Annotated in this window: 12 protein-coding genes and 1 riboswitch; of the genes, 6 read left to right on the forward strand and 6 right to left on the reverse strand. The window is 68.3% G+C overall.

What is annotated here, in order from left to right; genetic code table 11:
* Together IEY36_RS11490 and IEY36_RS11495 are read left to right on the forward strand one after the other, a co-directional pair.
* On the forward strand, window positions 1–897 hold the full coding sequence (locus IEY36_RS11490; protein ID WP_188967206.1) for an EipB family protein: 897 nt from the start codon (window positions 1–3) through the stop codon (window positions 895–897).
* A gap of 10 nt (window positions 898–907) precedes the next feature.
* On the forward strand, window positions 908–1,243 hold the full coding sequence (locus IEY36_RS11495; protein WP_188967207.1) for an SMR family transporter: 336 nt from the start codon (window positions 908–910) through the stop codon (window positions 1,241–1,243).
* A gap of 27 nt (window positions 1,244–1,270) precedes the next feature.
* Here the strand turns inward: IEY36_RS11495 and IEY36_RS11500 are convergent, their stop codons facing one another.
* Entirely contained in the window at window positions 1,271–2,854 is a 1,584-nt protein-coding gene (locus tag IEY36_RS11500) for an ABC transporter substrate-binding protein (RefSeq protein ID WP_188967208.1), read from the reverse strand.
* Window positions 2,855–2,932: 78 nt separating this feature from the next.
* Window positions 2,933–3,041, reverse strand: a riboswitch (TPP riboswitch).
* A gap of 137 nt (window positions 3,042–3,178) precedes the next feature.
* Here IEY36_RS11500 and IEY36_RS11505 point away from each other — a divergent pair.
* From IEY36_RS11505 to IEY36_RS11515, 3 genes are all read left to right on the forward strand, one after another.
* Entirely contained in the window at window positions 3,179–4,048 is an 870-nt protein-coding gene (locus IEY36_RS11505) for a TauD/TfdA dioxygenase family protein (protein WP_188967209.1), read from the forward strand.
* A gap of 142 nt (window positions 4,049–4,190) precedes the next feature.
* Window positions 4,191–5,726, forward strand: a complete 1,536-nt coding sequence (locus IEY36_RS11510) for a UxaA family hydrolase (RefSeq protein ID WP_188967210.1) — start codon at window positions 4,191–4,193, stop codon at window positions 5,724–5,726.
* Window positions 5,727–5,781: 55 nt separating this feature from the next.
* Window positions 5,782–6,414: a class II aldolase/adducin family protein gene (locus tag IEY36_RS11515; RefSeq protein WP_188967211.1), complete on the forward strand. Its 633-nt coding sequence runs from the start codon at window positions 5,782–5,784 to the stop codon at window positions 6,412–6,414.
* Window positions 6,415–6,423: 9 nt separating this feature from the next.
* Here IEY36_RS11515 and IEY36_RS11520 read toward each other — a convergent pair whose 3' ends face one another.
* From IEY36_RS11520 to IEY36_RS11535, 4 genes are all read right to left on the reverse strand, one after another.
* Entirely contained in the window at window positions 6,424–7,008 is a 585-nt protein-coding gene (locus IEY36_RS11520; RefSeq protein ID WP_229681257.1) for a pyridoxamine 5'-phosphate oxidase family protein, read from the reverse strand.
* Window positions 7,009–7,232: 224 nt separating this feature from the next.
* Window positions 7,233–7,706, reverse strand: a complete 474-nt coding sequence (locus IEY36_RS11525) for a lysozyme inhibitor LprI family protein (protein WP_188967212.1) — start codon at window positions 7,704–7,706, stop codon at window positions 7,233–7,235.
* Window positions 7,703–8,551: a fumarylacetoacetate hydrolase family protein gene (locus IEY36_RS11530; RefSeq protein ID WP_188967213.1), complete on the reverse strand. Its 849-nt coding sequence runs from the start codon at window positions 8,549–8,551 to the stop codon at window positions 7,703–7,705. Before IEY36_RS11530 ends, IEY36_RS11525 begins: the two co-directional genes overlap by 4 nt.
* A gap of 84 nt (window positions 8,552–8,635) precedes the next feature.
* Complete coding sequence (locus IEY36_RS11535) at window positions 8,636–9,385, reverse strand: SDR family oxidoreductase (protein ID WP_188967214.1); 750 nt, start codon at window positions 9,383–9,385, stop codon at window positions 8,636–8,638.
* Between the two features lie 204 nt (window positions 9,386–9,589).
* Here IEY36_RS11535 and IEY36_RS11540 point away from each other — a divergent pair, with 204 nt between their 5' ends.
* A complete protein-coding gene (locus tag IEY36_RS11540) occupies window positions 9,590–10,927 on the forward strand; it encodes an LLM class flavin-dependent oxidoreductase (RefSeq protein WP_188967215.1) in 1,338 nt (445 codons plus the stop codon).
* 376 nt (window positions 10,928–11,303) lie between these two features.
* Here the strand turns inward: IEY36_RS11540 and IEY36_RS11545 are convergent, their stop codons facing one another.
* Window positions 11,304–13,094, reverse strand: coding sequence for an IlvD/Edd family dehydratase (locus IEY36_RS11545; protein ID WP_188967216.1), 1,791 nt, complete (start codon window positions 13,092–13,094; stop codon window positions 11,304–11,306).
* Window positions 13,095–13,254 lie beyond the last annotated feature (160 nt).

Here is a 13,254-nt window from a genome sequence, read left to right on the forward strand (position 1 = left end):
ATGCGGCTGACGCTTTCCACCGCCCTCATCCTCGGCACGCTGCTCGGGCTGCCAACAGCCGAGGCGCAGGCGCCGGCGGCCCCCGCCGCGCCGGCGACCGCGGCCGGCGCGACCGCTGCACCTGCCGCGGCCGTGCCGCTGGGCCAGCCGATCGAGGATCGCAACCTCCTTGCCCATCGCGCCGCCTACCGGCTGACCCTGGCGCCGTCGCGCAACCAGGGGAACATCGCCAGCGCCCAGGGCGGCATGATCTATGAACTGGTCGATGCCTGCGACAGCTGGGCCAGCCGCCAGCGTTTCACCCTGACGCTGACCGACCGCGAAGGCACGCAGATCGAGACCGCCTCCGACTATTCCACCGTCGAAAGCAAGGATGGCCGTCGCCTGCGCTTCACCCTGACGCAGATGACCCAGGGCGCGGTGACGCAGCGTATCGCCGGCGAGGCGGAACTCGCGGCCGACGGCTCCGGAGTGATCCGCTACACCGAACCCGAGGTGAACGAGGAGCGCCTGGCACCCGGCACGCTGCTGCCCAACCGCCACACCATCGTCACGCTGAACGCGGCGCGCGCCGGCCAGCGCCTGGTGGTCGTGCCGCTCTTCGATGGCACCTCCTCCGATGGGCCGCAGGATACCACGACGGTGCTGTCCGCATGGGACGGCCCGCGCGATGTGCCGGAATTCCCGCTGCTTTCGCCGCTCGGTTCGGTGCGCATGCGCATCGCCTTCTTCGACCGCGAGGCGCAGCAGCAGGGCGGCGGGGCGACCACGCCGTCCTACGAAGTCTCCCTGCGCTATTGGGAGAATGGCGTCGCGGACGAGATGCTGATGGATTTCCGCGAATTCGCCGTCGATGGGCGGATGGTAAAGCTTGAGGCCGTGCCGGGCGGCTGCTGAACGACGCCCGATGACGAGCACTTATGCCTGGCTTGGCTTGGCGATCGTCGCCGAGGTCATCGCCACCTCGGCGCTGAAGGCCACGGAGGGTTTCACGCGGCTTTGGCCGACCGTCGTGACCGTGCTCGGCTATGGCGTCGCCTTTTTCGCGCTGTCGCTGACCCTGCGCACCATGCCGACCGGCATCGCTTATGCGATCTGGTCGGGGGTCGGGATCGTGCTGATCTCGGCGGTCAGCTGGGTGTGGTTCCGCCAGGCGCTTGATGGTCCGGCGATGATCGGCCTGGGGTTGATCATCGCGGGAGTGCTGGTGGTGAACCTGTTCTCGAAGACAGTCGGGCATTGAGGGGAGGGGCGGTGCCCCTCCGGTTCATCACCCGCGCTTGAGGTTCCACACAAACGGATTCGGCCCCTGCAGCACCCCTGACAGATCGGCGCGGAAGGCCGTGCGCAGCCGGAACAGCCCTGTCGGTGCAAAGGGCACCGCGTCCCAGGCCAGCACTTGCAACCGCTGCATCGCCGCCACCTGCGCCTCCGCGCTGGGCGCATTGATCCAGGCCTGCACCTGTTCCTCCACCCCGGCATCGGTCGGCCAGCCGAACCAAGCGCGCTCCCCATGCATGCGGATGATCGGCGAGAGCGCCGGGTTGGCGATGCCGGCCGCCGGGAAGTTGGTGTTGTGCAGGTTCCACCCGCCCTGCGCCGGCGGGTTCTTGTTGGCCCGTCGCGCGATGGTGGTGGCCCAGTCGCTTTCCACCAGCTGGATGTTCACGCCGAGCCGGCGCATCAGGTCGGCCGTGACGCGGCCCTGCATGGTCACCGCGGCGAAATCGGTCGGGTTGACGTGGACGACCGGCTCGCCGTTGTAGCCGGCCTCGCGCAGCGCGGCGCGGGCGAGCTCCATTGCTGCCTCGCCACGTGGGGCGGGTGGGAACTCCGTCACGCCCGGCAGGCCGCACGGGAAGACGGCGTGGCATTCGCGCCAGTCGCCTTCCAGCGCGACAGCCGACATGAAGTCGGACTGCACGAGCACGTCGCGGATGGCACGGCGGACCTTCACGTCGTTGAAGGGCGGATGCAGCGCATTGAAGCGCAGGAAGCCGAGGAAGCCATTCGGGTCATAGACCTGGGTGGTGATGGCGCGGTCGCGTTGCAGCACCGGCACGAGGTCGGGCAGGGGGTATTCGATCCAGTCGATCTCCCCGGTGCGAAGCGCGGCGACGGCGGTGCCGCCATCGGGGATCCAGACCAACTCCAGCCGGTCGAAATTCACCACCTTGCCGCCGGTCGCCGCATTGGCGGGCTCGCCGCGCGGGGCGTAGCGCTCGTTCTTCACATAGACGGCCTGGCTGCCCTGGTTGAACTCGCCGGGGACGAACTTCCACGGGCCGGAGCCGGTCATGTCGGTGATCGGGCGGTCGGCCGGCGTGTTCGCCGTGCGCTCGGGCATCATGAAACAGGGCGAGGCGGCGGGTTTCGCCAGCGCATCCAGCAAAGCGGGGAAAGGACGGCTCAGGCGGAAGGTGATGGTGCGGTCATCGGCCGCGATGATCTCGGCGACCGCGCCCATCAGCACCTGGCCGAAGGCGTCGCGCACCGCCCAGCGACGGATCGAGGCGACGCAATCCTTCGCCCGGACCGGCTCGCCATCATGGAAGGCCAGGCCATCGCGCAGGCGGATCGTCCAGGTCAGGCCATCGGCCGAGACCTCGTGCCCCTGCGCCATCTGCGGCTGCGGGCGCAGCGCACTGTCGGCGCCGTAGAGCGTGTCGAACACGCAATAGCCATGGGTGGTGACGATGGTGGTCGGGTTAAAGATCGGGTCGAGCACCGAGAGCGCCGCCTGCGGCATGAAGCGCAGCGTCCGCGCGCGGGCGGCCTGGGCCGAGGCGGGGCGCGCCAGTTGCGTCCCCATGGCGGCGATGGTGGCGGTGGCCAGCAATGAGCGGCGGTGCATGTCTCGTTCCCCCAAGGCCGGGAAGGGGGGTGCCGCGCACGACCGCGCGACGGCCCGGCAGGGGGCGCGAACGCGCGGACGAACGGGTGGCACCGTTCCCTACACCGGTCCGAACCGGATCAGGTTCCATGGGTCGCGGGTGAAGCCCGCCTCTCAGCCTCCGGACGAGGCTCCCCAAGGTGTCCGCGACCAAATTGGGCGCAATCCAGCGCCCCGGCAAGGGTGGCGGGTGGTGCGATCCCCTGGCATGCTGCGAGTGGCGCCTTGATGACGCCCAATCACGCCCGTTGCCGGCCTGCGCTGACTTGAATCGGAGATGCCGCCATGAGCGCCGGCCTTGCCCAGGACCGTACCACCCTCGATGCGCGTCCAATCGGCGCCACATTCGGGGTCGAACTGACCGATTTCCGTATCGCCGGCGACCTGCCGGAGGCTGAGGTCGATGCCTTCCGCGCCGCGCTGCATCGCGGTGGCGTGCTGCTGCTGCGCGACGTGCCGAACGACCCGGCGGCGCTGGTCGCCTTCAGCAAACGCCTCGGTTCGCTGGAGATGCATTCCGCCTCGGCGCATACCCACCCGGACTTTCCCGAGATCTTCTGCGTTGGCAACTACGCCGATGACCGGGTGCGGGCGAATTTCGCGACCGGTGTCGAGCAGTGGCATGCCGACAGCAGCTTTCGCGATACCCCGAGCGCCTGCTCGCTGTTCTACGGCGTGATCTGCCCGCCTGAGGGCGGCGAGACCTGGTTGCTCGATGCGGTCACGGCCTATGCCGAATTGCCGCCGGCGCTGCGCGCACGCATCGCCTGGCTGGACGCCGTGCATGACCTCAACACGCTGTCCGAATGGAACCGCCGCAACACGCCGGGCAGGCCGCCGCTGTCGGATGAAGCGCGCCGCCGCTTCCCGCCGGTCAGCCAGCCGATGGTCCGCCGGCACCCGGCGACGGGGCGCGCCTCGCTGTTCATCTGCCCCGCCGTCATCAGCCATGTCGAAGGCTTGCCGCCGGCCGAAGGCCACGCGCTGATCGCCGAGGTGATGGCCCATGCGACGCAGGACCGCTACATCTACCGCCATCGCTGGCGGGCGGGCGACCTGGTGGTGTGGGACAACCTCTCCACGCTGCACACGGCGACGCTGTTCGACCACGAGAAGCACCAGCGGCTGATGTTCCGCACCACCGTCTCGGGCTGATCGCGCGGCGGCATCGTCCTGGTGCGGATTCTGATGGACCCCGCCCTAGGATGTTGTTTTTGCGGGCATCTTCACCCGATCAGGTGAATACCACCGGAGCGGGATCTGCTCTAGGATCGTGGCAATCCCTGGGAGGAAACCGATGGAAACCCGCACCTCGCCGCTCGTGATCCGGCTGAACCCCGAGGATGGGGTGGTGATCGCCCGCGGCGTGCTGATGCCAGGGACCGAGGTGGTGCCCGGCGTTTCCGTCGGCGCCCGCCGCATCCCGGCCGGGCACAAGGTGGCGGTGTGCCCGCATGCGAAGGGCGAACCGATCCGTCGCTACGGGCAGATCATCGGCTTCGCCACCGATGCGATCGAACCGGGCGCGTGGGTCCACACCCACAATTGCGAGATGGGCGACTTCTCCCGCGACTATGCCTGGGGTGTCGATGCCAGGCCGACCGAGTATGTCGACCAGCCGGCGAGCTTCATGGGTATCCGCCGCGCCGATGGCCGCGTGGCGACGCGCAACTACATCGGCATCGTCACCAGCGTGAATTGCTCGGCGCATGTCGCGCAGCTGATCGCCCGGCAATTCGAGCCGAACCCGATCACCGGCGAGGACCCGCTGGCCGATTGGGCGAATGTCGATGGCGTGGTGGCGCTAACGCACAAGACCGGCTGCGGCATGACGATGGACGAACCGCTGCGGGTGCTGCGCCGGACGCTCGCCGGCTTCGCGCGGCATGCCAATTTCTCCCATGTCATCGCCATCGGTCTGGGCTGCGAGGTCAACCAGCTCGGCCCGATGCTGGAGGAGCAGAAGCTGACCGGCCGATTGCGCTCGATGGACATCCAGGACAGCGGCGGGTCGCGCTCGACCGTGCTGAAGGGGATCGAGTTCGTGAAGGAGGTGCTGGCCGAAGCCAACACAGCCACACGCGTGCCGGTGCCGGCCTCGGAACTGTGCGTCGCGCTGCAATGCGGCGGGTCGGACGGGTATTCGGGCATCACGGCGAATCCGGCGCTGGGGGCGGCGTCGGACCTGGTGGTGCGGCATGGCGGCACTGTGATCCTGTCGGAATCGCCGGAGACCTATGGCGCCGAGCATCTGCTGACGCGCCGCGCCGTCAGCCAGGATGTCGGCCAGAAGCTCGTCGATGTGATGCATTGGTGGGAGGACTACACGGCACGCGAGGGGGCCGAGATGAACGCCAACCCCTCCCCGGGCAACAAGGCGGGCGGGCTGACGACCATCCTTGAGAAGTCGCTCGGCGCCATGGCGAAGGCGGGCACGACGAACCTGGTCGATGTGTATCGCTATGCCGAACCGGTTACCGCCCGCGGCTTCGTGTTCATGGACACGCCGGGCTACGACCCGGTGGCGGCGACCGGGCAGGTGGCGGGCGGGGCGAATCTGGTGTGCTTCACCACCGGGCGCGGCAGCGTGTTCGGGATGAAGCCGGCGCCGTCGATCAAGCTGGCGACGAATACAGCGATGTATGAACGGCTGTCCGAGGACATGGACATCAATTGCGGGACCATCGCCAGCGGGGAGGAGACGGTCGCGCAATGCGGCGAACGCATCTTCGAACTGATGCTGCGCACGGCCTCGGGCGAGTCGACGAAGAGCGAGGCGATGGGGTTCGGCGCGCAGGAGTTCGCGCCGTGGGTGTTGGGCGCAACGATGTGAATGGATCGCTGCAAGCCGTCGCTCGGCTGCGCGGCGCGGCACTTGTCGGGTTGGCATGACCGACCCGGCCATCGTCGCCGCTGCCCAGCGCCTCGATGCCGCCGGGATGATGCCGTCGAAATCCGGCAATATCTCGCAGCGCCACGGTGACGGCTTCACCATCACCCCCGCTGCCTTGCCCTACGCCCGGATGACCGAGGCGGATCTCGTGCGCGTCGCGGCGAATGGCACGGTTGACGCCGGCGCGGCGCATCGCCCCTCATCGGAATGGCGCCTGCACGCCGCGATCTACGCGGCGCGGCCCGATATGGGCGCCGTTGTCCACACGCATTCCCCGCGTGCCACCGCGCTGTCCTGCGCGCGGACCGGCATTCCGCCCTTCCACTACATGGTGCTGCTGGCGGGTGGGCCGGTCCATTGCGCCGAACACGCAACCTTAGGCACCGAGGCGCTGGCGCAGAACTGCGTCGCCGCCCTTGCAGACCGCCGCGCCGTGCTGCTCGCCAATCACGGTGTCGTCGCCTGCGGCACCACCCTGGCCGCCGCCGTCACCCTGGCCTTCGAGGTCGAGAACCTCGCCGGCCAATATCTAGACCTGTTGGCCTCGGGCCTGAAGCCGGTGCTGCTGAACGAGCGCGACCTTGCCGAGGCCGCCGCGCAATTCGCCGGCTACGGTCGCGCGACATGACCCGCGCCGTCACGCGTGGCGCGGCGGCACCACATCCGCGAACATCTCGAACGACTTCCAGGCCGGCTCCACGCGATCGACGCCGCGGCGCGGGACGAAGGGGCTTTCCTCGACAACCTGGAGGCGCGGGATGTTGCGGGGGCAGTTGGGGAAAATGTCCTCCGGCGTGACCCGCACCAGCGCCTGGGCACCCTCGAAGCTGGCGAGCAGCGGATCCTCCCGCACCACCTGCGCAGTGCCGTTGACGCGCAGCCGGCGCGGCTTTTCCTCCATGCCGATGAACAGCAGGCCGACATGCGGATTGGTGCGGATGTTGCCAAGGCTCTTGAACATCCCATTGCCGTCATAGTCGGGGAATACCAGCAGGTCCGGCGCGATCACCCGCGCGAAGCCCGGGTCACCGCCCTTGAAGGAGCAGTCCGGGTGCCCTTCGGCGGTCGCCGTTGCCAGGAAGAAGAAGCGGAGGGAGGCGATGAAGGCCTCATCCTCCGGGGTGAAGGCGCTGCGGTGCAGGCGCTCTTCCAGCCTGTCGGCGAGTTTACGGGTTCCGAAGGCATCCTGCAGTTCGCGGTTGCCCTGATGATACATGACCATGGCCGAACCCTCCGCACGGCAAGCGACGGAAGGCTACGCCCGCGTGGCGCTGTTGCTGCAACGAAATCTGGAGGATGGGCCGCGGGTCATTTCCGCCAGCGGGCCGATGGCGATGTCACCACAGGGGCAAAGCGCAATCGGGCCTCTGGCGCAGCAACCCACGCCGGCCCGCCTTGTGGGCGGGCCGGGATATCGAAGTTCAGTAGGATACGTGGCCGCTTCGCCTATCGGCGCTGCTGCTGGCGCTGCGGCGCCTGGGCCGGCGGCGGTGGCGGCGGGGCGAGCAATTGCTCGATCTCCAACGTGCGCCCCAGGTCGAATTGCAGCAGGCAGGCGGCGCGATCGGCCGCCGCATCCGCTCCGCGTTCCGGGTTGGTGCCAGCGAAGTCGCAACGCGCGTCGCGGTACTGCGCCCATGCCGCCTGCACGCCCGCCAGACCCGCCCGGCGCGCCGGGTCGGCCTGGGTGGCCAGCATGCGTTCCACGGCATTGTCCAGCCGCGGGGCAACCACTGCGCGCTGGCTGTCCATGCAGCGCGCGACCAGCGACATGTCCTGCGAACTGCCGATGCAGGTGCGGATGTTCTGCTCAACCTGCTGGGCCAGCGGATCCGGGCGCGGTGCCGACTGGGCGCGTTGCTGAGCCAGCACCGGCCCCGGCAACAGCAGGGCGAGCGCAACCAACGCGGCGCGCGTCATGACGACGCCACCAGGTTCTGCTGCTGCTCGCCAAGGCCCGCGATGCCGAGGCGCATCACCTGGCCGGCCTTGAGGAACACCGGTGTCGGCTTCTTGCCCAGCCCCACGCCCGGCGGCGTGCCGGTGAAGATGACGTCGCCCGGGTTCAGCGTGATGCACTGGCTGACATAGGCGATGAGCTGCTTCACGCCGAAGATCATGGTGCGCGTCGAGCCATCCTGCTGCCGCACGCCATCCACGTCGCAGAACATGGCGAGGTTCTGCGGGTCCGGCACCTCGTCCTTCGTGACCAGCCAGGGGCCGAGCGGGCCGAAGGTGTCGAAGCCCTTGCCTTTGTCCCAGGTGCCGCCGCGCTCGGCCTGCCATTCGCGTTCCGACACGTCGTTGCCGACCGCATACCCGGCGATGTGGTCGAGCGCGTTCTCCTCGGACACATACTTCGCGCGCGTGCCGATGATGATGGCGAGTTCGACTTCCCAATCGGTCTTCACGCTGCCGCGCGGGATGACGACGTCGTCATTCGGTCCCTGCAGCGCATTGAGCGACTTCAGGAAGACGATCGGCTCCTTGGGGATCGGCGCGCCGGTCTCGGCGGCATGGTCGGCATAGTTGAGCCCGATGCAGACCAGGTTCTTCATGCCCGCGACTGGCGGGCCGAGGCGCGGCTGGCCGTCCACCTTCGGCAGCGTCGCCGGGTCGATCGCGGCGATCTTTGCCAGCGCTGCCGGGGCGAGCGTATCGCCGGCGATGTCCTTGACGATGCCGGAAAGGTCGCGGATGCCGCCCTCGGCATCGAGCAGGCCCGGCTTTTCATGGCCGGCGGGTCCATAGCGCAGGAGCTTCATCGGCGTGTCCCTAAAACTCTGTCGTTGGTGACGCACAATGCCAGGGCCGGGGGTTGGCCGAAAGGGCCGCCCCCGGCCGGGTGGCTACAGCGTCCAGCCGCCGTCGATGACGATGGCCTGGCCGGTGACGAAGGTACTCTCTGGCGCGGCCAAGTATAACACCAGGGCGGCGATCTCCTCGGCGGTGGCGAGCCGCCCCATCGCCTGCCGGGCGACGAAGGCGGCCCGCGCGGCCTCGACCGAGCCCGCCGCCGCCGCATTGTCGGCGATGCGGTCATGCAATGACGGCGTGTCCACCGTGCCGGGGCAGAGGCAGTTGCACCGGATGCCCTGCGTCACATACTCGGTCGCGATCGACTTGGTCATGCCGATCACCGCCGCCTTGGTGGTGCCGTAGAGAAAGCGGTTCGGCGCGCCCTTCACGCTGGAACACGCACTCGACATGTTGACGATGGCGCCGTGGCGCCGCTCGACCATGCCTGGGATGACGGCGCGCGCCATCTTCCACATCGCCCGTACATTCAGCGCGAAGCCGAAATCCCATTCCTCGTCGGTGCAGGTGAGGATCGTGTTCTGGTGGACGAAGCCGGCACAGTTGAACAGCACGTCGATCTGCCCGGCTTCCTTCACCGCGCGTTGCACCGCGGCATCGTCCAGCACGTCGAGCGGCTGATGGATGATGCCGCGCGCGCCGAGTTCGCCCACCTTCTGTGCGTCGCGGTCGGTGGCGATGACGGTCGCCCCCTCCGCTGCCATGGCGAGCGCCGCGGCGCGCCCGATGCCCTGGCCCGCCGCCGTCACCAACGCGCGCTTGCCTGCCAGCCTGCCGGCCATCGCCATCCTCCCTGTTCCCTTGGCGAGATTGGGCAGCGGCGCAAGGCTGCGTCAACCGAAGCCTGCGTCAGCGCGGGGCAGGCGGGGGCGTGCGGATGGACGCAACCGCATGCGCCAACCAGGCCCGGCGCGCCATGCCGGCCGGCGATCTTGACGTGGCGGGCCGCCAGCGTCTTGTTGTCCGGGATGACAGGAGCGGACGCCATGGGCGCAGGAAATCCGGACGGGCAGATGCGCCTCGGTGTTTTCGTGCAGGCCGCGGGGCATCACGTCGCCGGCTGGCGCCATCCGGAGGCCATTCCGGGTGGGCCTGACATCGCGCTGATGCGCCACATCGCGCAGACGGCCGAGCGCGGGAAGTTCGACATGTTCTTCCTCGCCGACAATTTCGCCACCGGCTATGCGGAACACCCATCCTCGATTGGCAAGTTCGAACCGATCACGCTGCTCTCGGTGCTCTCGGCCCACACGACGCATCTCGGCCTCGCCGCCACGGCGTCCACCACCTACTCCGAGCCCTATCACATCGCCCGCGCCTTCGCCTCGCTCGACCACCTGTCGGGCGGGCGGGCGGCGTGGAATGTGGTGACCTCCTCCTATCCCAAGAACGGCAAGGTGTTCGGCCGCGAGCACCCGCCACATGCCGACCGCTACGCGATCGCCGACGAGTTCGTTGAAGCCTGCCTGCAATTGTGGGATTCCTGGGATGACGGCGCCTTCGTGATGGACAAGGCGGCAGGCACCTTCGTTCGTCCCGGCTCTCTGCATGTGCCGGATTTCCACGGCACCTATTTCACCGTCACCGGCGGGCTGAACCTGCCGCGCTGCCCGCAGGGCCATCCCGTCATCATCCAGGCGGGCAGTTCCGCGACCGGCCAGGCGCTCGCCGCGCGCACCGCCGAGGTTGTCTTCACAGCCCAGAACAGCCTTGGCGACGCGCAGGACTTCTACCGCGGCCTGAAGGCGCAACTCGCCCAGCACGGGCGCCGCGAGGATTCACTGAAGATCATGCCCGGCTTCATGCCGATCATCGGTCGCGACGAGGCGGAGGCGCGCGCGCTGTTCGCCGAGCTGAACCGCAACCTCGACATGAAGCAGGCCAATACCGTGCTGTCCGACCGGCTGGGCACCGACATGTCGGGATACGACCTCGACGGCCCGGTGCCGGAATTGCCGGAGAGCGATCACCTGAAAAGCCGCGCGAAGCTGCTGCTGGAGACGGCGCGGCGCGAGGGGCTGACACTGCGCGACCTGTGCTACCGCGTCGCCGCCGCGCGCGGGCACCTGATGGTGGTCGGCAGCGCGGCGCAGGTCGCGGACGCCATGCAGCAGTGGTTCCGCGACGGTGCCGCCGACGGCTTCAACCTGATGCCGGCCTTCTTCCCTGGGCAGTTCGACGCCTTCGTCGATCAGGTCGTGCCGATCCTTCAGGCGCGGGGGCTGGTGCGGCGGGAGTATGAGGGGACGACGCTGCGCGACAATCTCGGTCTGGCACGACCGGCGAGCCGGTATGCGGCGCGTATGGACAGCGCGGCAGAGTGAGAGTGATTGGAGAGCGCGCCGCCTTTCCGCATAGATCTCCCTACCACAGGCCTCACGCCATCAGCGTTTCTGGATAACCGGCGCGGGAAGGTTGGAGGGGCGCTATCCCTCCAAACCACCCCGCCAAAGGGCAGTGCCCTTTGGAATGCCATCTACTGGCATTGGGCGCGGAACCTAGCCTTCGCCGGCGTGGCGCGCTTGGGCGCAAGGGCGGGTCTCGGCATCCATTCTGTCCACCGTCCACGGCGCCAAGTATCGGTTTCCAAAGGCCTCGGGCCAATGGGTCCCCGTGGTGGGGGAGGTCCGGAGGGGGCAAAGCCCTCTCCGGTTCAAGGCTTGGCGGGGCTGGAGCAAACCCTCTCGCTGCCAACCCCCGTCAGTGATTGTGCCGGCTTTCCCCGCGCGTCTCGAGGATGTTGAGATACAGCGTCGCCGGTTCCAGACACCCGCCGGTGCCGAGGCTGCCCACCGAGTTGCGGTAGATCTCCTCCCACGGCGTCTTGTTCAGCAGCTCCGGCGCCTTCCACGCGGCGCGGCGGGCGGCGAGTTCCTCCGCCGGGATCAGCACATCCACCTTGCGGGTATTGAGGTCGATGCGGATCGGGTCGCCATTCTTCAGCAGCGCCAGCCCGCCGCCCACCGCCGCTTCCGGCGAGACATTCAGGATCGACGGCGAGCCGGAGGTGCCCGATTGCCGCCCATCGCCGATCGTCGGCAACGCGGAGACACCCTTCTTTAACAGCGCGGCCGGCGGCTGCATGTTCACCACCTCGGCCGAGCCGGGATAGCCGACCGGGCCGCAATTGCGGATCACCAGCACGGTCTTCTCGTCGATGCCGAGGGCGGGGTCCTCGATCCGCGCATGGTAGTCCTCTGGCCCTTCGAAGACCGCGACCTTGCCCTCGAACACATCGGGCGGGTCGGACAGGAAGCGCGCGCGGAATTCCTTGTCGATGACGCTGATCTTCATCACCGCATTGTCGAACAGGTTGCCCGACAGCACGACGAAGCCGGCGCGTTCCTTCATCGGCCTGGACAGTGGGCGGATCACCTCCGGATCGGCTGCGGGGATGGCGGCCAGGTTTTCGGCGACGGTCTTGCCGGTCACCGTCATCACCTCGCCATGTAGCAGCCCGGCATCGAGCAACTGCTTCATCACCGCGGGAATGCCGCCGGCACGATAGAAAGCCTCGCCGAGATAGCGCCCGGCCGGCTGGCAATCGACCAACAGCGGGATGTCGGCACCGACGCGCTGCCAATCCTCGACCGTGTGGTCCACCCCCATGTGCCGCGCGATCGCCACCATATGGACAGGGCAGTTCGAGGAAGCGCCGATCGCGCTCGCCACCGCGACGGCGTTCTCGAAGGCCTTCTTCGTCATGATGTCGGAGGGGCGGAGATTCTCCTCCACCATCTGTACAATGCGCCGGCCGGTTTCATACGCCATTTGCGCGCGCTGCCGGTACGGGCCGGGGATGGCCGCGCAGCCGGTCATCGACATGCCCACCGCCTCGGCCAGCGAATTCATCGACAACGCCGTGCCCATGGTCGAGCAATGCCCGACGGAGGTCGCGCTCGCCGCCACCATCTCGATGAAGGTGTCGTTGTCGATCTCGCCGGCGGCGAGCTTCTTGCGCGCCTCCCACACGATGGTGCCGGACCCGGCGAGCCGCCCCTGCCACCAGCCATCGAGCATCGGCCCGCCCGACAGCGCGATGGCCGGGATGTTCACGGTAGCCGCGCCCATCAGCTGCGCCGGCGTGGTCTTGTCGCAGCCCGTGGTCAGCACCACGCCATCGAGCGGATAACCGTGCAGCACTTCGACCAGTGAGAGGTATTGCAGGTTCCGGTCCAACGCCGCTGTCGGCCGCTTCAGCGTTTCCTGGATGGGATGCACCGGAAATTCCAGCGGTACGCCGCCCGCGTCGCGAATGCCTGCCTTCACCCGGTCTGCCAGCGCGATGTGGTGGCGGTTGCATGGCGCGATGTCCGACCCTGTCTGCGCGATGCCGATGATCGGCCGGCCCGACTGCAACTCCGCCCGCGTCATGCCGAAATTCAGCTGTCGCTCGATATAGAGCGAGGTCATCCCCGGATCGGTCGGGTCGTTGAACCAACGCTGGCTGCGCAGCTTGAACGGCCGCTTGGTCTGGTCCTGGTCCGCCATGGCGCTTTCCCCTTGGTTCGTTTGGGGAAGCCTGGGTCGTCGCCGGCGCGGCTGTCAATCGTCGTGGCGGGGCAGGGGGCGCCGATGCCGGCCATGGCGCCGGTGCCGCGCTGGGCGGCGCTGCCATCCGCCGCCAAAGCCGCCCGCCTGTTCAGCCCGA

The organism is Neoroseomonas lacus (assembly GCF_014644535.1).
GTDB lineage: Bacteria > Pseudomonadota > Alphaproteobacteria > Acetobacterales > Acetobacteraceae > Neoroseomonas > Neoroseomonas lacus.

Excerpts from the sequence above, each read along its gene's own strand:
- IEY36_RS11525 (WP_188967212.1), bottom strand. The coding sequence starts at position 7,706 with ATGACGCGCGCCGCGTTGGTTGCGCTCGCCCTGCTGTTGCCGGGGCCG.
- IEY36_RS11540 (WP_188967215.1), top strand. The coding sequence starts at position 9,590 with ATGGGCGCAGGAAATCCGGACGGGCAGATGCGCCTCGGTGTTTTCGTG.
- IEY36_RS11505 (WP_188967209.1), top strand. The coding sequence starts at position 3,179 with ATGAGCGCCGGCCTTGCCCAGGACCGTACCACCCTCGATGCGCGTCCA.
- IEY36_RS11530 (WP_188967213.1), bottom strand. The coding sequence starts at position 8,551 with ATGAAGCTCCTGCGCTATGGACCCGCCGGCCATGAAAAGCCGGGCCTG.
- IEY36_RS11535 (WP_188967214.1), bottom strand. The coding sequence starts at position 9,385 with ATGGCCGGCAGGCTGGCAGGCAAGCGCGCGTTGGTGACGGCGGCGGGC.
- IEY36_RS11545 (WP_188967216.1), bottom strand. The coding sequence starts at position 13,094 with ATGGCGGACCAGGACCAGACCAAGCGGCCGTTCAAGCTGCGCAGCCAG.
- IEY36_RS11490 (WP_188967206.1), top strand. The coding sequence starts at position 1 with ATGCGGCTGACGCTTTCCACCGCCCTCATCCTCGGCACGCTGCTCGGG.
- IEY36_RS11495 (WP_188967207.1), top strand. The coding sequence starts at position 908 with ATGACGAGCACTTATGCCTGGCTTGGCTTGGCGATCGTCGCCGAGGTC.
- IEY36_RS11500 (WP_188967208.1), bottom strand. The coding sequence starts at position 2,854 with ATGCACCGCCGCTCATTGCTGGCCACCGCCACCATCGCCGCCATGGGG.
- IEY36_RS11515 (WP_188967211.1), top strand. The coding sequence starts at position 5,782 with ATGACCGACCCGGCCATCGTCGCCGCTGCCCAGCGCCTCGATGCCGCC.
- IEY36_RS11510 (WP_188967210.1), top strand. The coding sequence starts at position 4,191 with ATGGAAACCCGCACCTCGCCGCTCGTGATCCGGCTGAACCCCGAGGAT.
- IEY36_RS11520 (WP_229681257.1), bottom strand. The coding sequence starts at position 7,008 with ATGGTCATGTATCATCAGGGCAACCGCGAACTGCAGGATGCCTTCGGA.